This window comes from Actinoplanes sp. NPDC051388 (genome assembly GCF_055586225.1).
This window is the reverse complement of sequence record NZ_JBVJIP010000004.1, coordinates 16,899-36,058: the sequence shown is the minus strand read 5'-3', so window position 1 is coordinate 36,058 and position 19,160 is coordinate 16,899. Positions and strand designations below refer to the sequence as shown.

At 71.4% G+C, this 19,160-nt stretch carries 20 protein-coding genes; 14 read left to right on the top strand and 6 right to left on the bottom strand.

Features of this window, described 5'->3' with window-relative positions; genetic code table 11:
* Positions 1-19 precede the first annotated feature (19 nt).
* Both ACZ6TI_RS12070 and ACZ6TI_RS12065 read left to right on the top strand, forming a co-directional pair.
* A complete protein-coding gene (locus ACZ6TI_RS12070; protein WP_465345039.1) occupies positions 20-664 on the top strand; it encodes a hypothetical protein in 645 nt (214 codons plus the stop codon).
* 199 nt (positions 665-863) lie between these two features.
* On the top strand, positions 864-1,235 hold the full coding sequence (locus tag ACZ6TI_RS12065) for an STAS domain-containing protein (protein ID WP_465345038.1): 372 nt from the start codon (positions 864-866) through the stop codon (positions 1,233-1,235).
* 80 nt (positions 1,236-1,315) lie between these two features.
* Here the strand turns inward: ACZ6TI_RS12065 and ACZ6TI_RS12060 are convergent, their stop codons facing one another.
* Positions 1,316-2,059 carry a GAF and ANTAR domain-containing protein gene (locus tag ACZ6TI_RS12060; protein WP_465345037.1) on the bottom strand — a complete coding sequence of 248 codons (744 nt, stop codon included), beginning with the start codon at positions 2,057-2,059 and terminating at the stop codon, positions 1,316-1,318.
* Between the two features lie 188 nt (positions 2,060-2,247).
* A complete protein-coding gene (locus ACZ6TI_RS12055) occupies positions 2,248-2,949 on the bottom strand; it encodes a GAF and ANTAR domain-containing protein (RefSeq protein WP_465345036.1) in 702 nt (233 codons plus the stop codon).
* 449 nt (positions 2,950-3,398) lie between these two features.
* On the opposite strand from ACZ6TI_RS12055, the gene ACZ6TI_RS12050 reads away from it, so the two are divergent.
* Both ACZ6TI_RS12050 and ACZ6TI_RS12045 read left to right on the top strand, forming a co-directional pair.
* Positions 3,399-3,923 carry an ANTAR domain-containing protein gene (locus tag ACZ6TI_RS12050; RefSeq protein WP_465345035.1) on the top strand — a complete coding sequence of 175 codons (525 nt, stop codon included), beginning with the start codon at positions 3,399-3,401 and terminating at the stop codon, positions 3,921-3,923.
* A gap of 186 nt (positions 3,924-4,109) precedes the next feature.
* Entirely contained in the window at positions 4,110-4,868 is a 759-nt protein-coding gene (locus ACZ6TI_RS12045) for a SigB/SigF/SigG family RNA polymerase sigma factor (protein ID WP_465345034.1), read from the top strand.
* 74 nt (positions 4,869-4,942) lie between these two features.
* Here the strand turns inward: ACZ6TI_RS12045 and ACZ6TI_RS12040 are convergent, their stop codons facing one another.
* Positions 4,943-5,107, bottom strand: coding sequence for a hypothetical protein (locus tag ACZ6TI_RS12040; RefSeq protein ID WP_465345033.1), 165 nt, complete (start codon positions 5,105-5,107; stop codon positions 4,943-4,945).
* A gap of 119 nt (positions 5,108-5,226) precedes the next feature.
* On the opposite strand from ACZ6TI_RS12040, the gene ACZ6TI_RS12035 reads away from it, so the two are divergent.
* From ACZ6TI_RS12035 to chrA, 8 genes are all read left to right on the top strand, one after another.
* Positions 5,227-5,496, top strand: coding sequence for a hypothetical protein (locus ACZ6TI_RS12035; protein WP_465345032.1), 270 nt, complete (start codon positions 5,227-5,229; stop codon positions 5,494-5,496).
* Between the two features lie 116 nt (positions 5,497-5,612).
* The gene (locus tag ACZ6TI_RS12030; RefSeq protein ID WP_465345031.1) at positions 5,613-6,347 is read left to right on the top strand and encodes an alpha/beta fold hydrolase; all 735 of its coding nucleotides are present in this window, start codon (positions 5,613-5,615) and stop codon (positions 6,345-6,347) included.
* A gap of 41 nt (positions 6,348-6,388) precedes the next feature.
* Entirely contained in the window at positions 6,389-7,327 is a 939-nt protein-coding gene (locus ACZ6TI_RS12025) for a TIGR03557 family F420-dependent LLM class oxidoreductase (protein ID WP_465345030.1), read from the top strand.
* 72 nt (positions 7,328-7,399) lie between these two features.
* Positions 7,400-7,792 (top strand): hypothetical protein, encoded by a 393-nt coding sequence (locus ACZ6TI_RS12020; protein ID WP_465345029.1) that lies wholly within the window; start codon positions 7,400-7,402, stop codon positions 7,790-7,792.
* A gap of 82 nt (positions 7,793-7,874) precedes the next feature.
* Positions 7,875-8,549 carry a DUF6766 family protein gene (locus ACZ6TI_RS12015; RefSeq protein ID WP_465345028.1) on the top strand — a complete coding sequence of 225 codons (675 nt, stop codon included), beginning with the start codon at positions 7,875-7,877 and terminating at the stop codon, positions 8,547-8,549.
* Positions 8,550-8,560: 11 nt separating this feature from the next.
* A complete protein-coding gene (locus ACZ6TI_RS12010; RefSeq protein WP_465345027.1) occupies positions 8,561-8,920 on the top strand; it encodes a VOC family protein in 360 nt (119 codons plus the stop codon).
* A gap of 83 nt (positions 8,921-9,003) precedes the next feature.
* Positions 9,004-9,849, top strand: coding sequence for a PfkB family carbohydrate kinase (locus ACZ6TI_RS12005; RefSeq protein ID WP_465345026.1), 846 nt, complete (start codon positions 9,004-9,006; stop codon positions 9,847-9,849).
* A complete protein-coding gene (chrA, locus tag ACZ6TI_RS12000) occupies positions 9,846-11,222 on the top strand; it encodes a chromate efflux transporter (protein ID WP_465345025.1) in 1,377 nt (458 codons plus the stop codon). Before ACZ6TI_RS12005 ends, chrA begins: the two co-directional genes overlap by 4 nt.
* Before the next feature lie 4 nt (positions 11,223-11,226).
* Here chrA and ACZ6TI_RS11995 read toward each other — a convergent pair whose 3' ends face one another.
* Positions 11,227-11,958: a hypothetical protein gene (locus ACZ6TI_RS11995; protein ID WP_465345024.1), complete on the bottom strand. Its 732-nt coding sequence runs from the start codon at positions 11,956-11,958 to the stop codon at positions 11,227-11,229.
* Entirely contained in the window at positions 11,955-12,659 is a 705-nt protein-coding gene (locus ACZ6TI_RS11990) for an ABC transporter ATP-binding protein (protein WP_465345023.1), read from the bottom strand. Before ACZ6TI_RS11990 ends, ACZ6TI_RS11995 begins: the two co-directional genes overlap by 4 nt.
* Before the next feature lie 158 nt (positions 12,660-12,817).
* Between ACZ6TI_RS11990 and ACZ6TI_RS11985 the strand changes: the two genes are divergently transcribed.
* Positions 12,818-13,954 (top strand): sensor histidine kinase, encoded by a 1,137-nt coding sequence (locus tag ACZ6TI_RS11985; RefSeq protein WP_465345022.1) that lies wholly within the window; start codon positions 12,818-12,820, stop codon positions 13,952-13,954.
* Positions 13,951-14,622: a response regulator transcription factor gene (locus tag ACZ6TI_RS11980; RefSeq protein ID WP_465345021.1), complete on the top strand. Its 672-nt coding sequence runs from the start codon at positions 13,951-13,953 to the stop codon at positions 14,620-14,622. The genes ACZ6TI_RS11985 and ACZ6TI_RS11980 overlap by 4 nt, the downstream gene beginning before the upstream one ends.
* Positions 14,623-14,707: 85 nt before the next feature.
* Here the strand turns inward: ACZ6TI_RS11980 and ACZ6TI_RS11975 are convergent, their stop codons facing one another.
* A complete protein-coding gene (locus ACZ6TI_RS11975) occupies positions 14,708-19,054 on the bottom strand; it encodes an FG-GAP-like repeat-containing protein (protein ID WP_465345020.1) in 4,347 nt (1,448 codons plus the stop codon).
* Positions 19,055-19,160: the final 106 nt, after the last annotated feature.

The window sequence follows — 19,160 nt, the reverse complement described above, 5'->3', positions numbered from 1 at the left end:
ACGATGGCGGAGGCGCCCGGTGACCAGATTGCCTTTCGAAACCGCGCAGATGACCGGGCTGCTGGCGGACCGGCTGATCGGATTGGCCGGCACACCGGACGACGACGCGCTGGTCAGCACCCACCTGATCGTCATCGCCCAGCTCGCCGCGGCGCGGATCACGACGGTCGAGGCGGCGTCGGTGACCAGCCGGTGCCCGAGCGGCCCCGCCACGGTGGCCGCCAGCGACGACGCCGCGGTCGCCGTCGATCAGGCCCAGTACGACCACGACGCGGGTCCCTGCCTGCAGGCGCTGTGGACCGGCAACCCGACCGCGGTCGGCGAGATCGCCGCCGTGACGACCTGGCCGGCGTTCCGCGCCACCGCACTCTCCCTGGGTCTGCGAACGTCCCTGTCGATCCCGGTGTTCACCGGTTCCGGCGCGGTCGTGGCCGCCCTCAACCTTTACGGCCGGCAGCCCGCCGCGATGCGGACGCTGAGCGAGGCGGTCTGCGACGCGTACGGCCCGGACTCGGCCGGTGACTGGGACCACGGCGATCTCGAGGCCGGCGGCCGGGAGCTGACGGCCGGCCTGATCAGGGCCCTGGCCATCCGTTCGATGATTCAGGAGTCGATCCGGGTTCTCCGGTCGGTGCCGCGGCCGACGCCCGCAGCGCCTACCTGACTCTTCTCGCGCGGGCAGCCGACGCGGGTGCCGGTCTGGTCGAAACCGCCGCGAACCTGATCGAGCGGAACCAGCCCGGACAGTGATCGCAGGCGATGTGCACGTCACCCGATTCACTGATGGAAATCGGGCCTCGGCCGGTTAGGCTCAGAGCCGGGTCAAGCCGCGCGCCCGCCAACTCGTTGATGGTGGGTGGGCCATGACCGTGTCAGGTTCGCGGCGTCCCCGGTCTGCTGTGGCCGGCTGTCTGGGCGCCCTGGTCGTCACGCACTCGGTGGAGCCGGCCGACGGCGACGGCGTTTTCGTCGTCGCGATCGCGGGTGACATCGACTTCGACACGGCGCCCGCGGTGCTGGCGGCCCTGACGCAGGTGATCGGCCGTGGCCGTCGGGTCTGCTGTGATCTGAGTGCGATCGGATACTTCGGCGCCGAAGGTGCGGACATTCTCGCCGTCGCCCACCTGCTCGCCGCCCAGGAGCGGGGGTCCTTCTCGGTGCGTGGGGTGCACGGGATCGCGGCTCGCGTTCTGGAGATCACCGGCCTCGCCGGCATCCTGTCGATCACCGCTTGAGGCGGGTGCGCCGGCCGCTCTGCTGGACCGGCGCACCCTGGCCACGCGCCCGCCCAGGTCGGCCACGCGGTTGTGCACAGCTAAGCCGATCCGTCCGCGCAGGGTGTGGCCGGTGTCCCGGAACCGCGACGTTTCGCCCGGTCGGGATCGGCCCTGTGCGCCACGAGGGCGGCGGCGACGTCGCGGAGCTTGCGGTTGGAGTCCTGCGAGAGCTTGATCAGGATGGCGAAGGCATCGTCGGGTGTGCACCGCCGCTCGGCCATGATGATGCCCTTGGCCTGCTCGATCACGGCGCGGTGCTCCATCGCCCGGCGCATGTGCTCGGCCAGGCCGGCGGTGGTGTCGTAGATATAGGCGTTGGCCAGTGCAGCGGTCGCGTACCCGGCGAACGTCTCGGTCAGCTCGATGGTGTCGTCGAACGCCCGGGGACTCTCGCTGTAGACGGTGATCGCTCCGGCGGCGGTGTCGTGCACCGGCAGGCCCACCGACAGAACACTGCGGATCCCGGCCGCGGCGGCATCCTGCATCCAATCGCGCCACTGGTCTTCGGCCGCGGTGTCGGGAACGTAGACGGTCAGGTTCTCGGCTGCCGCTCGCAGGGCCGGCCCGGATCCGTTGAGCCGTTCCGCCCGTGCACTGGTGAAGGCGGTCACCGGATCGCCCGCGTCACGGAGAACCATCATGGCTGCGTCGTCGGCATGCGGAATGGTCCGGCTCGCGATCTCGGTGGCACGCGCGCAGACGCCCTCGAGATCGGTCTCGCCGAGTTTGATGCGCCCCAGTTCCGCGAAGGCGCGCAGAAGGTCAGTGGGCTGGTGTGTCACCGTCAATTCCCTGCAGCGGGTGCGCTGCCGGAGGGACGGCTGCGCGGAGGCGGGTGTGGTGCTGCCCGAAGCCCGATGGGCACCCGGACCCGCGCCGCTGCTTGACGCCGGTGGACCGGTCACCTGGGTGGCCGGTCGCAGAGTGGTGATGTTACCCCGGTTCGTCCGGGGCATCGCCGCCGGGCACCTCACCAGCGCTGACCGGAGATGATCTGCTCGGCGGCCTCGACCAGCGCGACGTCGTTCTCCCTCGCCCGCCGGCACAACTGCTCGTAGGCGTCATCCGGGCCGGACGCGGTCAGCGCCATGACCACACCGATCGACTGTTGGAGGACGGCCCGGACGGCCAACGCTCCGATCAGACCCGCGACCAGTTCGTCACCGCCGGCGTCGAGTTTGCGCCGGCCTTCCGCGGGTGCGTCGCCGATCCCGAAGGCCGACTGCACCGACTCGGACAGTGCCCGCATCGTGCGCGGATGCCGGGCGTAGAGGTTGAGCGCCGCGATCGGGACACCACGCCCGGCGAACAGCGGAATCGACAGCGACGCGTAGAGGCCGAAACGGAGGGCCTGGCTGCGGAAGCCCGGCCAGTCCATGGTGGCGGAGATCTCCGCCACGGCCGTCGGTCGCCCGCTGTCGAGGGCTTCGAGGCAGGGGCCGGCGTTGTCCCCGTATTGCGCTTGATCGACGGCCGCCGCGATGGCGCTGGTCGCGGCCACTGTGACATGGCCCTTGTGGTCGTGCCGCGTCACCGATGCGTACGAGACGGCCGAGACCCGGTCCGTGGTCAGCTGGGCGATCGCGACGAGGTCGCCATCGACTGCGGCACTGCCGTCGGGGGTGCCGGCGAGCTTGACCAGGTGGTCACGCAGCGGCTGCGGGGTCTCCATGGGCGCACCAATCCATCGGCGAGCTGGCGGGCGCTCGGCTTGACCCGGCCTTGACGCTAGTCGGCCGGGGCGGCGACCGCCATCCGACCCCCGCAGCTGGGGTGTGGTCAGGTCTCTGGCTGCTGTCTCGAGCGACAGCGGAAGCCGGCGTGCAGCAGCGGCGCGGGTCTTGATGTCCCCTCCACGAGGTGTCGGCAGATGCCGATCCTCGGTGCGGGTGTCTGACGGCTGCACCGGCTGTATGGAAGCTGGTGGTCTTCGTGACCCCGGACCCGATCGATCCACAGAACGCCTTCGCCGAGCTGGGCGGATCAGACTCGACTCGATGGGCCTCGACGGCGTGCTGCGCCGCATTGCGGACCTGGCGAAGAACAGCGTGCCCGGCGCCGACGAGGTGTCGGTCACCCTGGTCCGGGAAGGCCGCGCACACGGCCGCGTTCACCGGCCCGATGGCTCTCGAACTCGACGAACGGCAGTACGAGCGCGGCGAGGGCCCGTGCCTGCAGGCCGCGGCCGAGCAGACCGCGATCTCGGTGCCTGACCTGGCCGAGGATGCTCGCTGGCCGAACTGGACACGAAAAGCCGTGGCGGCGGGAGCACACAGCTCCCTCTCGATCGGGCTGCCGGTCCAGGAAGGCGTGTCCGGGGCGCTCAACGTCTACGCCATGAAGGTCGAGGCCTTCGACGAGGACTCGCTGCTGCTGCTGCAGACGTTCGCCGGTTACGCCGCTGTCGCGCTGGCCAACGCCCACCTCTACGACACCACCGCCAGCCTCGCCGAGCACACGCGCCGGGCGATGGAGCACCGCGCCATGATCGAGCAGGCCAAGGGCATCATCATGGCCGAGCGGCGGTGTTCGGCGGAGGAGGCCTTCAAGATCCTGTCCCGGCTCTCTCAGGATGCCAACCGCAAGCTCAGGGACGTGGCCGCGACATTGGTCGCCAACGCCGCCGATCGGTCCGACGGCTCCTAGCGGGGTGTCATCAGCCTTTCGGGTTGGCGGCGGTCGGCTCTTCGGCTAGCATCTGCTCATCGGTCGAGAAGGGTGCCGAGATCCAGTTGTGTGCGGGTGAGCTCGCGCGATGGGTCCGACACCTTGAATCTTCGGGTGCATCCTCGGCGAACGCTCCGCCGCACCGCGGCGTTCGAGGAGGACCACATGCTTGCCGAGACCCAGGACGAACGCGCCGCCGAGGCGATTGCCGCGTTCGCGAGCCTTCCGCCCACCGATCCCGAGTGGCCGACCCGTCGTGATCGCGCCATCGAAGCCTGGCTGCCGATGGCCGAGCGTCTCGCCCGCCGCTACTCGGGGCGCGGCGAGCCGCTCGACGATCTCGTCCAGACCGCCACGATCGGCCTGATCAAAGCGGTCGACCGGTTCGATCCGAGTCGCGGCGCCGACTTCGTGGCGTTCGCGTTCCCCACGATCCTGGGCGAGATCAGGCGGCACTTCCGCGACCGCACCTGGTCGGTCCGGGTGCCCCGCCGCATTCAGGAGGCGTGGCTGGCGATCAACGAGGCCGCCGGTGCCCTTCAGGCGTCATTGGGCCGCACCCCGACCGTGCCGGAGATCGCCGCCTACCTGGGCGCCTCCCAGGAGGAGGTGATCGAGGGCCTGGAGGGCTCGCGTGCCTACCGGGCGACCTCGCTGTCCACTCCGGTCGGTGGTGAGGGCACCAAGGAGCTCGGCGAGACCATCAGCAGCGACGAGCCCGGCTACACGATCGTCGAGATGCGGCTCGACCTCGGACCGGCGCTGGCCTGCCTCTCAGAACGCGAACGGCGGATCGTCACGCAGCGCTTCTACGGCAATCAGACCCAGGCACAGATCGCCGAGCAGATAGGCGTCTCCCAGATGCACGTCTCGCGCCTGCTCGCCGGGAGCCTGGTCAAGCTGCGGCGGCACCTGGACCTCTGATCAGCCGCCGGGTCGGTCCCACCGGACCGACCCGGCCGGGCCGGCGGCGAGCGCGGAGCGGGCCGCTGTCACGGTCAGCGGTTCCGGCACGGGAAGCGGTTGCCGATGGCGCGCAGCGCCGGTCGGAACCGGAAGAACGTCAGCGGATCGTTCGGGTAGCGCTGCGGCGACACCCCGGCGAACGACCCAGCTGTGCGGGCGCGGCCGAGAAGTTTCCGCCACTGCTCGGCGGTCGCCATGCCGGCGGATTCGACGCCGTGGCAGAACAGGCCGAGGTGCAGATGGTCATAGGGGATCGGCCCGGTCCAGATGGGCGTGCATCAGGTCGAGCGACGGTTCGACCCGTGACCGGCCATCGTTGCCCGCATTCGGCGATGACGATGGTGCCGCCGGGTTCGAGGTGGTCGGTGAGAAAGCGTTCGTAGCCGCCTCCCAGACGGGTGCGCTTGACCCGGAAATAGGCCATCCGGCGCAGCGTCAGGCGGTCCTGGTCGGGGTCGTGCATGTGGTGCAGCACGAGATCGGGATTGCGGTCGAGAAACGTCCGGGCGGTGCCGTCGAAGGCATGTGCACGAGCGCGCCGCCGGACGAACCGATCACCACCGCGGGTTTTCGGCGCTTCGGATAGCCGGCGCCACCACCATCATGCCGGACGCCGAGTCGAATCCGGCGATCTCGCGGGGCAGTCTCATCGCACCTCCCGACCGGGTTCATGCCCGCTAGCTGCGGGTATGAACCTTCTCTGTGGACACCTCATTCCACGATGGCCCGCTCGGGCGGATGCGCAGCCGGTCGTTCGGTTCGCCCGGCGACGGCGTCCCCGAGGTCGTTGTCGTGCAGGGCATGGCGGTCGCCGACTACCTGATCCCCGGCGTTCGTGCTCTCGGTGGGTGGACCCGCGCCCATCTGCTCGAACTGCCCGGCCTGGCGGGCAGCGGCGAGCCGCCGCACGAGCTGTCCGTGGCCGAGTACGGGCAGGCGGTCGCCGAGTGGCTCACCGCCACCCGCACCGAGCCGGTGCTGCTGGCCGGGCACTCCAGCGGCACCCAGGTCGCGGCCGAAGCCGCTGCGGGCCACCCGATGGCGGCCGGACTGATGCTGGCCAGCCCGACGGTCGACCCGGCGGTGCGGCCGTTTCCGCGGCTGGCACTGCGTATCCTGCAGGACGGCCGCGTCGAGCCGCCCGGACTGACCCGCACCCATCTGCCCGAGTGGCGGCGCGCCGGCCCGCGCCGGCTGGCCCACCTGGTCCACGCCTGCCTGCGGCACGACATCGAGGCCGCCCTGCGCCGGCTCACCGTGTCGCTGCTGGTGCTGCGCGGCGCCGACGACGTGCTGAGCACCCCCGGCTGGGCCCGCCGCCTGGTCGCCACCGCCCCCGACGGCAAGTACGCCGAACTGCCCGGCGCGCACGGCTTCCCCTGGCTCGACCCGCACTCCTGGTCCGCGCCCGCGCACGAGTTCGCCCGCTCGCTGTGATGCGGCGCTTGACCGGCCGTTTCGCGGGTATCCGTCCGGGCATGCGAATCGGTTACTTCCTGTCCTGCGAGGAATACACCCCGGCCCAGCTCATCGAGCAGGCGCGGCTGGCCCAGGACGCCGGGTTCCAGAGTCTGTGGATCTCCGACCACTACCACCCGTGGAACGACGAGCAGGGCCAGAGCCCGTTCGTCTGGTCGATCATCGGCGCGCTCAGCCAGGTCGTCACGATCCCGGTCACCACGGCGGTGACCTGCCCGATCCAGCGGATCCACCCGGCGATCGTGGCGCAGGCGGCGGCGACCAGTGCGGTGCTGCACGAGGGGCGCTTCGTGCTCGGCGTCGGCACCGGGGAGGCGCTCAACGAGCACATCACCGGCGAGCGGTGGCCCTTCGCCGAGGAGCGCCTGGAGATGCTCGAAGAGGCGGTCGAGGTGATGCGCAAGCTGTGGGACGGCGATTTCGTGACCCACCACGGGCGTCACTACACGGTGGATCAGGCCCGGGTCTACACGTTGCCGGACTCGCCGCCGAAGGTCTACGTCTCGGCGTTCGGCCCGAAGGCCCTGGAGGTGGCGGCGCGGATCGGCGACGGCTACGTCTCGACCATGCCCGACGCGGACCTGGTGCGGCGGTTCCGCGAGCAGGGCGGCGGCGACAAGCCGGTGCAGGGCGGTTTCAAGGGCTGCTGGGCGCAGACCGAGGACGAGGGCGCGCGGATCGCGCATCGGTTGTGGGCCAACAGCGGCGTGCCGGGGGAGTTGTCCCAGGTGCTGCCCTCGCCGAAGCATTTCGAGCAGGCGTCCCAGCTGGTCACCGAGGACATGACACGCGAGGCGGTGGCCTGCGGGCCCGATCCGGACAAGCACGCGGCGCAGCTGCAGGCCTACGAGAAGGCCGGCTTCGACGAGGTGTACGTCGCCAACATGGGTCCGCACTACCGCGAGCTGACCGACATGTATCGCCGCGAGTTCTTCTGAGCCGGTATGTGCGCTTGAGATGTGCCGGTGTCGGGCATACTCAGCTCCGTGCTGAGGCTGAGATCAACGAGGATGTCGGTGGTGGTTCTGGCGCTGTGCGCGGCGGCCGCCGGCGGCTGCGCGTCCGTCGGTGACCGTGGTCGGGCCGCCGACGCGGCGGCGCAGCGGCTATTCGACGCGATCGGCGCGCAGGACGGTGTCGCGGCCTGCGCGGTGCTGGCGCCGGAGAGCGCGGCCGAGGTCGCCCAGTCGGCCGACAAACCCTGCCAGGAGGCGATCCTCGAGGAGGACCTGCCCGCGCCGGGCACGGTCACCGCGACCGAGGTGTACGGACAGTGGGCGCAGGTCCGCCTGACCGGCGACACGGTGTTCCTGGCCGTCTTCCCGGGCGGCTGGCGGGTCGTCGCGGCCGGCTGCGAGCCGCGCGCCGAGCGTCCCTACGACTGCGCGGTCCAGGGAGGCTGACGATGCGGGTGTTGTTCGTGCTGTTGCTCCTGGTCGTGACCGCCGGGCTGGTGTATCTCGCGACGCTGGGGGTGCTGCACCGGTGAAGCGCTTCCTGAAGGAGAACTCGCTGGGCCTGGTCTTCGGGGTCCTGTTCCTGATCGTGCTGGTGGGGCAGGCGTTCGCCGGGCACGCCGACTTCAATCAGCAGCAGCTGACCGAGGGCCTGCCACGGGTGTCGCTGGGCCGTTATCTGACGTCCGCCAGCTTCGCCACCGACGTGGCGGAGAACTGGCAGTCGGAGTACCTGCAGTTCTTCCTCTACATCTTCCTGACGGTGTGGTTGCTGCAGAAGGGATCGCCGGAGTCCAAGAGCCTGGACAACGCCGGCCTCGAGTCCGATCGCGAGCAGAAGGTGGGCGCGTTCGCGGACGAGCATTCGCCGCCGTCCGCGCGCGCCCGGGGATTTCGGTTGTGGGTCTTCTCGAACTCGCTGGGGCTCGTGATGGGGGCGATCTTCCTGGCCTCGTGGGCGACCCAGTCGATCGCCGGCGTGGCGGCCTTCAACGAGCGGCAGCTGAGCGACCTGCAGGATCCGGTTTCCTGGGCGCAATACCTCGGGGAACCCGACTTCTGGAACCGGACCCTGCAGAACTGGCAGTCCGAACTGCTCGCGGTCGCGTCGATGGCGATCCTCGCGATCTACCTGCGCCAGCGCGGCTCGTCGCAGTCCAAGCCGGTCGGCACCGCACACACCGCCACCGGCGTGGAAGGTTGAGAGGTGAGGCAATGATCGGCCGGCTGGAGAAGACCGTCCTCGATTGTCCCGATCCCGGGTCGCTGGCCCGCTTCTATGCGTCCGTGCTCGGCATGCGTGTCCACGAGGAGAGCCCGGACTGGGTGGTCATCGGCACCGCGCCCGGCGCGCGCGAGCTGGCCTTCCAGCGGTCGCCGGAGTGGACGGCGCCGACCTGGCCGGACCCCCACGGGTCGCAGCAGGCGCACCTGGACATCCGGGTCGAGGACGTCGACGCCGCGGAACAGGAGGTGCTGGCCCTCGGCGCCCGCCGGCTGCCCGCGGAACGCGAATCGGGTTTCCGCGTGTTCGCCGACCCGGCCGGCCACCCGTTCTGCCTGGTCTTCGGCTGATCATGCGCCGCGTGAGGGGCTGGACCGTCAGGACACGGGCGACGCTCGCCTGAAGAAGATCTGACCTGGTGCAAAATTGGGCCGTGACACGACTCGTAGCGGCCGTTGTCGGGCAACTCGCCCGCGACCTCGTCCTGACCGTCGACCACGCGCCCGAGGCCGGCGCGTCCGCTGATGCGACCGGCCGGCGCGAGCAGCTCGGCGGCAAGGGCGCCAACCAGGCGGTGGCGCTGGCCCAGCTCGGGGTGCGGCCGCGGCTGGTCGCGGTGGCCGGCGACGACGTGATCGGCGACGTGCTGCTCGACCAGGCCCGGCACGACGGCATCGACGTCGCCGCGGTGATCCGCCGCCGCGACACACTGACCGGGCTGATCGTCGAACTGCTCGACGCCGATGCCCGGTGGCGATACGTGCAGCACCTGCCGCCGCCGGTGCTGCTGACCGAGGCGGACGTCCTCGGCGCGCGCGACGTCATCGCCGGCGCCGACGCGGTGCTCGTCCAGCTCCAGCAGCCCGTCGAGGCGGCGCTGGCCGCGGCCCGGATCGGCCGGGAGGCGGGCCGGCTGGTCGTCCTGGACGGCGCGGTGACCGACCGGCGTCTGCTGGCATATGCCGACGTCGTCCGGGCCGACGAGCGTGAGGCGCAGGGCATCGACGAAACGGTGCTCGAGGACGGGCCGTCGCTGCTGGCGCTGGCGCAGGCCGACGCGAACCTCTTCATCTGGCGAGGCGGCCGGCTGCGCGTGCCGCTGACCGACGCCAAGGTCGTCGACACGACCGGCGGCGGGGACGCCTTCACGGCGGCGCTGACCGCCGCGCTGCTGCGAAAGCTCTCCTACGAGGAGGCGGCACACCACGCGACCGCGGCGGCCGGAGCGACGGTCACCCACGTCGGCGGCCGCCCGGCGCTGCGGGGCGGGCCGGCGTGAGCAGCTCGGCGGAATCCACCCGCGATGTGGTGCCGTTCCGGGAGGCCGTGCGGACCTGGTTCGGGATCTCGTTGCAGACCTTCGGCGGGCCGGCCGGGCAGATCGCGGTCATGCAGCGGCATCTGGTCGACGAGCGCCGGTGGATCGGTCAGCAGCGGTTCCTGCACGCGTTGAACTACTGCATGTTGCTGCCCGGCCCGGAGGCGCAGCAGTTGGCGATCTATGTCGGCTGGCTGCTCAACGGCATGCGTGGCGGGCTGGTCGCGGGCACGTTGTTCGTGTTGCCGGGGTTCGTGGCGTTGCTGGCGCTCTCGGCGGTGTATGTCGGCTTCGGTGACACCAGGGTGGTCGCGGCGGTGTTCGCGGGGCTGGCGCCGGCGGTGGTCGCGATCGTGGTGCAGGCGGTGTGGCGGGTCGGCCGGCGGGCCCTGACCAACCCGATGCTGGTCGGGTTCGCGGTTGCGGCGTTCCTCGCACTGGCCGTGTTCGGGATGCCGTTCCCGCTGGTGGTGGCCGGCGCGGCGGGGGCGGGCTGGGTGGTGCACCGGTGGCGGCCGGCGTTGATCACGGCCGCGGCCGGGCACGGGTCCGAGCCGGACGGGCCGCCGCCACTGGTCTCGGACGATGCGTTGCACCACGATCGGCCGTCTGCCCGGCGTACCCTGATGATCTTGGTGGTCGGGTTGCTGGTCTGGTTCGTGCCGGTGGCGGTGGTTGCCGTGACGACCGGTGTGGGCAGTGTGCTGACCCGGCAGGGCGTGTTCTTCTCGGGGACGGCGGTGGTCACCTTCGGGGGCGCCTATGCGGTGCTGGCCTATGTGGCGCAGCGGGCGGTGGAGGACTTCGGCTGGTTGTCGCCGGGTGAGATGGTGCGTGGGCTGGCTCTCGCCGAGTCGACGCCGGGACCGCTGATCATGGTGGTGCAGTTCGTCGCGTTCCTCGGCGCCTTCCACCATCCGGGTTCGCTGGATCCGTGGGTGGCCGGGGTGCTGGCGTCGGTGCTCACCTGCTGGGTGACCTTCGTGCCGTGCTTCCTGTTCATCCTGCTCGGTGCGCCCTATGTGGAGCGGCTGCGCGGCAATCGGTCGCTGTCGGCGGCGCTGACCGGCATCACCGCGGCGGTGGTCGGGGTGATCGCCAACCTGGGTTTGTATTTCGCGGTGCACACGTTGTTCGCGGGCAGCCGCACGGTCACCGCCGGGCCGCTGCATCTGGAGTTGCCCGACGTGACCGATGTGCGGGTGGTGCCGTGCGTCATCGCGGTGATCGCGGCCGTGCTCATCTTCCGGGTCAAGTGGTCGGTGCTGCGCGTGCTCGGGATCAGCGCGGTCCTCGGCCTGATCGCCGGTCTGGCCGGCCTGCCGGTCAGCTGACGGCTCAGGTGACGTCGCGGCGCACGGTGGTCAGCGTCGCGGCGACCGCGAACACGGCGGCATAGCCCGCCAGCGCGAGGCCGGCCAGCCATTGCACCGGCCCGTCCGATGCGGTGGGCAGCAGGTCGAGGGCGGAGCCCAGGGCGAACGGCAGCCACCGTGCGGCGTCGCCGACGAGCTGCCCGACCAGCCCCTCGATCAGCGCGAGCCAGGCCAGGGCCGTGGCGATCGCGCCGATCTGATTGGTGATCAGGGCGCCGACGCCGACGCCGAGGGCGGCGAAGACGGTGTTCCAGGCGATGCCGCCGGCGACCGTGCGCCAGAGCTCCGCGTTGTCGAGGTGGAACGTCTGCCCGCGCACCGCCAGCCAGAGCGCCGTCGAGCCGAGGGCGCTGACCGCCGCGCAGACGCCGAAGACGGCACCGGCCGCGGTGTGCACGACCAGTTTCGCCGCCACGATGCGGGCGCGGCGCGGCACCGCGAGGTAGGTGCCGGAGATGGTGCGGTGACGGTACTCGCCGGCCACCGCGGTGATGCCCAGGACCAGCGTGAACAGCGAGACCAGGCCGAGGTGGGCGACCGCCTGCTGCTGGGTGACCGGGTCGGCGAGGTCGTCGCCGCGCAGCATCAGGCCGCTGACGCCGAGCACGATGATCGCCTGGCTGGAGATCAGCAGCAGCCAGGCGCCGCCGGTGGTGCGCAGCCGCAGCCACTCGGCGCCGAGAATGATCGTCATCGCGGGCTCCCGGTGGTGACGCGCAGGAATTCGGCCTCCAGCGCGGCCGGCGATTCCAGGCCGTCCAGTGATCCGGTGAAGCGGACCCGGCCGTCGTGCACGATGATCACGCGGTCGGCGGTCAGCGCCACCTCGGCCAGCACGTGGCTGGACACCACGATCGTGCGGCCCTGCGCGGCCAGATCACGCAGCAGCCCGCGCAGCCAGGCCATCCCGGCCGGGTCGAGGCCGTTGGCGGGTTCGTCGAGGACCAGCACGGGCGGGTCGCCGAGCAGGGCGGCGGCCAGGCCGAGTCGCTGCCGCATGCCGAGGGAGTAGCCGCCGGTGCGCCGGTCCGCGTCGGTGGTGAGGCCCACCTCGTCGAGCACGGTCTCGACCCGTCTCGCGGCGACACCGCCGAGCCGGGCGTGAATCCGGAGGTGTTGCCGGGCGGTGCGACCCGGGTGCAGGCCGGAGGCTTCCAGCATCGCTCCGACCGTACGGATCGGATGGGTGAGATCCGCGTAGCGGCGGCCGTCGATCAGGGCCGAGCCGGCGGTCGGCCGGATCAGGCCGAGGATCATCCGGAGGGTGGTGGTCTTGCCGGCGCCGTTCGGGCCGAGGAATCCGGTGACTCCCGGCGTCAGGTCCACGGTGAGCCCGTCGACCGCGGTCACCCGCCCGAATCTCTTGGTGAGGTCGTTGACGACCACGTTGGTCATGGCATCTCCCGTGCTCGGTGGAAGACCCACTGTCGTGCCCGGACCGGATCCCTGTCGTCGCCTGTGCGCGTCAATCCCGGGATACCGCGACCGCGGTATGCCACTAATGCGCCGTGCGGGCGACGTGTTCCGGTCCGTCCGGGCCGTAGCGTGTGCGTGTGCACGTCATCGGTCACTTCCGGCACCTCGGCGATCTGATCGTGGCGGCGGTCATCATGCTCGCGACGCTGCTGACGACCACCGCGCCGGATCACCTGCGCGACGCTCCGGCGCTGATCGCCGCCGCGACGGCCTGCGGCGCGCTGCTGCTGCGGCGGCGACTGCCCTATGTCGCGCTGCTGATCAGCACGGTGGCGGCGGAGGTCTATCTGGCGCGCTACCAGAACCTCAACGGCACCCTGATCCTGGCGGCGCCGCTGTTCGCCCTCTACACCGTCGCGGAGCTCTCCGACCGGCGACGGGCCCTGCTCGTCGCCGGTCTGGCGGTCTTCGTCATCGGCGCTTTCCACACCTGGGCCGTGCCGTCCCGGTTGCTCGGCCCGGAGAACCTCGCGCTGGCCGCGCTGGGCGGGCTCGCGGTCGCCGCGGGTACGGCCGCCCGGCACCGCCGCGCCTACCTGGCCGAGGTGGAACGCCGCGCCCAGGACGCCGAACGGGACCGGGACACCGAGACCCGGCGCCGGCTCACCGAGGAACGTCTGCGCATCGCCCGGGACCTGCACGACAGCGTCGGACATCACCTGGCGCTGATCGCCGTCCAGGCCGGCGTGGCCGACCACACCACCGCCGACCCGGGGATGCACCCGACCCTCGCCGGCATCCGGGAGAGCAGCCGGGCGGCCCTCGAAGAGCTGCGGGTGTCCGTCGGCCTGCTGCGCGAGCCCGGTGAAGATCCGGCTCCCCGGCAACCGGCGATCGGGATGGCGGGGCTCGGCGATCTGCTGGACTCGTTCCGCGCGTCCGGGTTGGAGATCTCCTGCCGGATCGACGGCGACGACCGGGAGTTGCCCTGGGCGGCCGACCACACCGCATATCGGATCGTGCAGGAAGCGCTGACCAACGTGCGCAAACACGCCGGGGAGGTGCCGATCACGGTGGCACTGCGCCGCGACCCGGACGCGGTCACCGTCATCGTCGACAACGGCGGGCCGGTCGTCGCCCCGGTGGCGGAGAGCCGCACGCACGGCATCACCGGCATGCGGGAGCGGGTCACCGCCCTCGGCGGCACGCTGCTCGCCGGGCCGCGCCCGTCGGGCGGGTTCCGGGTCGCCGCCGTCATCCCGGTCGCCGGATGACGATCCGCGTGGTGGTCGCCGACGACCAGCCCCTCGTGCGCGCCGGGTTCACGACCCTGGTCGACTCCGCACCCGACCTGTGCGTCGTCGGCGCCGCGGGCAGCGGTGACGAGGTGCTGGAGATCGTGCGCCGCGTCGGCGTCGACGTCGTGCTGATGGACATCCGGATGCCCGGCCTCGACGGTCTCGAGGCCACCCGGCAGATCACCGCCGACCCGGCTCTGGCGTCGGTGCGCATCCTGGTGCTGACCACCTTCGAGATCGACGAGTACGTGTTCGCCGCGCTCCGTGGCGGCGCCAGCGGGTTCCTCGGCAAGAGCGCCGACCCGGCCGCCCTGCTCGACGCGGTCCGCGTGGTCCACCGCGGCGACGCGCTGCTCACCCCGGCGGCGACCAGGAGCCTGATCGCCCGCTATCTCACCCGCCCGGAACGCGCCGAACCACCGGACGGCACCCGGCTCGCCGCGCTCACCGACCGCGAACGCGAGATCCTCGCCGTGGTGGCGACCGGCCTCACCAACGACGAGATCGCCGACCGGCTGAGCCTCAGCCCGCACACCGTGAAGACCCACGTCAACCGGGCCATGGCCAAGCTGGGCGCGCACGACCGGGCGCAACTGGTGGTGATCGCCTACGAAAGCGGCCTGGTCCGGCCGGCCCGCGAATAGGCGTCAGCCGACCGACCTGGACCGGGGGCCGGATCCCGGGACGGCGAGCCAGGGCTGGACGCCCCGGCTCGCCGTACGGAAGGAATCAGTTGATCTTTGTCATGGTGTTCCAGCCGCTGCCGATGACGTCGGGCGACGCCGGGTTGAGCCAGCCCCCTTGCCCGTTGCCGCGGTAGAGCCAGAGTTTGCCGTCGCTGCGGCGGGTGATGACGTCGACGTGCCCGTCGCCGCTGAAGTCGCCGGGTGAGAAGACCGCGGTGTGCGAGTTCCACCCGGTGCCGATGACGTCGGGGTGCGTGCCGTTGAGCCAGCCCCCCTGCCCGTTGCCGCGATAGAGCCAGAGCTCGCCCGCGTTCACGTCGCTCGCCTGGCGGACGGCCATCACGTCGGTGTGGCCGTCGCCGTTGAAGTCGCCGCCGGAGAAGATCCGGGAGAAGCCGTTCCAGCCGGTGCCGACGATCTCCGGGTTGTTGCCGTTGAGCCAGTTCCCGGCGCCGTTGCCGCGGTAGAGGACCATGTCGCCGTCGGGCCGCCGGGCGATCACGTCGGTGTTGCCGTCCTCGTTGAAGTCACCCGGCGAGAAGATCGCGGTCAGGCTGCTCCAGCCCTGGCCGATCAGCAGCGGGCTGCCGCCGTTGATCCAGCCGCCGGCGCCGTTGCCGCGGTAGAGCCAGGTGGTGCCGTCCGAGGCCCGGCGGGCGGCCAGGTCGAGGTGGCCGTCGTTGTCGAAGTCGCCCGGCGAGAACATCAGGTTGTGGTTGTTCCAGCCGCTGCCGATGGTGCCCATGCCCGGCCGGAAACCGCCGCCGCCGTTGCCGCGGTAGAGCAGCAGCCGGCCGTCGCTGTGCGAGGCGAAGACGTCGGTCTTGTTGTCACCGTCGAAGTCGCGGATGTTCGGGTTGCCGTCGTCGTAGATCACCGTCGAGGCGTACGTGTGCACCTCGGCCACGTCGCCTTGGAGGAAGCCGGCGGTCGCGGCGTTCGAGGCCCCGTGCGCGCCGATCCGGAAGATGCCGGTCGCCTTCCACGGCGTCAGGAACACCGCGCTCCCCGCGTCCTTGCCGTTGACGTGCAGGTCGACGAGGCCGGTCGAGCGCCGGTAGCTGGCGCTGACGTGGGTCCACACACCGGCCACCGCGCTGTTCTTGCGGGCGATCGCGTGCGTCCAGGTCGGGCCGGCCACGTTGGCGCTCGACATCGAGAACCGCCAGCTGGAGTCGCTCGGCTCGATCCACAGCCGGAAGCCGGAGTGGTAGCTGCCGTCCTGGGACAGGACCGTGCCGCTCAGCCGGGTCGGTTTGACCCAGGCGCTGACCGTGAAGTCGGCGTCGGTGGTGACCGCCGGGCTGGCCGTGGTGAGCAGCGCGTTGGTGCCGTTCAGGCGGACGCTCGGGTCGAACAGGCCGCCGGTGTTCCACGCCGCGCCGCCGACGCCGGTGACCGGGAAGGTCCCGACGCTGTCCTTGCCGATCGCGGCGCCGGTGACCGGGCCGTCCTCGGCGTCGTTGAGCAGCCAGGCGTGGCTGGCGGTGAGCACCGTCTGCTGAGCCGCGGCGGTGAGGCCGGTGTCGCCCACCAGATAGGCCGTCGCCTTCGCGTTGGCGCCCACGGACCACAGGTCGGCGCGGCCGTCACCGTCGGCGTCCGCCGCGTACGGCGTGACCGCCTGCCCCGCGTTCCACGAGCCGGACAGCTCCGCCTGCTGGAAGGTCAGCGTCCCGGTGAGGGTGTCGAACGCCAGGTTGCGCCACGCGTAGAGCTTCCCGCTCGACTTCTGCCACAGGAACATCGTGGCCGTGCCGGCGGCGTCCGGCGTGCTCGCCAGCGTCCAGGTGTTCCAGTCCAGGCCGCCGGTGGGCGTGGTCTGCGCGGGCAGCGAGTTGACCATGCCGTAGCCGCCGATGTACCCCATGTTCGGGTAGTGGTTGAGGTAGTAGCCGGTGTCCGCGGTGCCGGCGATGCCGAGCAGGTCGGGGTGCGCGTTGCCCGGGGTGTGCCCGGCGTTGACCAGCTGGGACGGGTCGAGCGTGTTGTAGTCCCAGAACGTGCCGGCGTTGATGCCCTCGTAGGTGCCGTCCAGCTGGCTCTGGATCGGTGAGCCGTCGCCGTTGCCGCGCAGGATCACCGCCATGCCGGCGTGCGCGCCGCTCGGGTAATAGGCCAGCACGTCCTGGAATCCGGTGCCGCCGAACCGGCCGGCCACGATCTGCGCGCCGGTGAAGTCCGCCGGGGTCTTGTCGAAGACGCCGTTGCCGCGCGCGCCGATGTTGACCGCCGCGGGCGCCAGCTTGCCGTCGTCCGCACCGGCCGCGAACCACAGGCCCGGCGCCAGGTTGTTCTGCCCGCCGGGGGTGACCAGGTCGGTGAGGTCGTCGCCGTCGAAGTCGCCGTCGATCGCCAGCGCGGCCGGGTTGGAGTTGAAGGTGACCGTCGCGGTGTCCCCGATGTTGCCGCCGGGGGAGAGCCCGGTCAGGGTGACCGAGTTGGTGAACCGGCTCGGCGTGATCCGCACCGCGGCGCCACCTGCGGTGTCCGCGGTGATCTTGCCGTACGGCCCGCCGTTGAGCTGGTAGAGGTAGGCCGACGGGACGGTGCCGGTGGTGGGCTTACCGACCGCGATCTCCAGGGTGTCGCCGATGGTCGTGGTGTTGTCGGCCGGCGGCGCGACCACCGGCGGGCCGGTGCGGGTCGGGTCGAACCGGAACCGGCAGGTGCTCGACCAGTCGCTGGCGAGGTTGAAGTCGGTGCCCTGCACCTTCCAGGAGAACTCGGTGATCGCGTTGCCCGCGGCGGCCCGCAGCGTCGCCACCGGCACCCGCAGCACCGAGGTGGTGCCGGAGCGGTAGGTGAGCAGGTTCGGGTTCGACGAGGAGACGATGGTGCCCGGCGTGGCGCTCTTCCACAGGTTGAAGGTGACCCCGAGGACGCTGCCGTTACGGTCGGACACCGGCGCGTAGAGGATCACGTCGCCGTCACCGACGATGGTGGTGGTGGCCGCGCCGCACGCGGTCGGCGGTGAGGTGGTCATGCCGGTCGGCTTGTTCGGCTTGTGGTTGTAGGTGATCTCGATGGACGGGCTGGTCTCGAGGAACTCCTTCCAGCCGTTGTCCGAGTCCTCGTCGGCGGCGACCAGCGCGAAGGTCTGGGTGGTCTTCTTGGCCGCCACGTCGGCCTGCACCGCGCTCTTGATGTCGAAGGAGATGGCGGCGGCCGGGCAGCCTGAGTAGCCGTGCGCCTCGGTCTTGTTGTCGACGATGGAACCGAGGTTGCGGTCCTTCCACGAGTTCCAGGTGGCGTTGCCCGAGGTCAGCGTGGTGGACGGGGCGTACAGGTTGATCCGGCTGGCGGTGCACGACCAGGCCCGGGTCTGGGTGATCTTGAAGGTCGCGGTGTTGATCACCGCGCCGGCCAGCGTGGACGCGGCGATCGGGAAGTTGACGAAGGTCCGCGAGGTGATCTCGTTGTTCGGGTTGCCGACCTGCATCCGGCCCGCCGGGTCCGGGGTGTCCTTCCAGTAGTTGGTGCTCGGGAAGTCCCGCGGCAGGGTCGCCCAGCCGTTGTTCTTCGCGCCGACCGAGGCCCAGGTGAAGGTCGGGTCGATGTAGACCGGGTAGCGGGTCGTGGCGCCGGTCAGCAGCTTGCGGTCCGGGGTGAGCTCGAGCCGGTCGGCGGTCGCCTTCACCTTGACCGGGGCGACGCGGGCGCTCGCGCCGGGGCCGCGGAAGGTCGAGGCGGCGGCCGCGGCGGTGCGCTTGCGGGCGTCGGCCGGCGCGGTCGAGTCCCACATCAGCGGGGCCGGTGAGGTCAGCACGGTGCCGCCGGTGCGGTCCCGGCCGGTGATGTTCCCGGCCGCGTCGGCGGCCAGCGCGATGCCGGAGAGCTTGGTCGGCAGCACCAGCGTGGCCAGGTCGGGGTTGCTCGCGGCCCGCTCGTCGTGCACCACGAGCACCTCGGCGAAGCCGCCGTCGGTCTTCGCGGTGACCCGCAGGTCGACGCCGGGCAGCACCTGCGCGTAGGTGGCGGTGTCGCCGGTGACCTGCGGTGCGGGCAGCGGCGCCGGCGGGACCACCCCCGCGGTGAGCCCGCCGTGCTCCATCAGGGCCATCGGGCCGGAGCCGCCGCCGGAGAGCGTCAGGCGGGCGCTGCTGACCCGCGGTGACCAGGTGCCGTCGGGGTTGGACACGAGCGTCGCGTCCAGCGTCTGCCACTGCCCGGCGACCCGGGTGCGGGTCGGTGCGGCGGTGCGGGTCAGCGTGATCAGCCCGTCGGGCTTCGCGACCAGGGTGTCGGTCTCGGTGGCGGCCTGGGTGGCCTCGACCGCCCGGCCGGTCTGCCGGGCCTGCGTCACGGCCTGCTCGGCCGACAGCAGGCCGGGCGCGGGCGGGGGTGGTGGGGGAGGCGGATCGGCCGCCCGGGCCGTTTCCGGCGCCACCAGGGCCGCCGAGCCGATTGCGAGCAGCGTAGTGAAAGCCGCGGCCGTTTTACGGCCGCGCCTGAAAATCCCCGTCATGTACCGACCGCCTCAGCGACAGATTTTG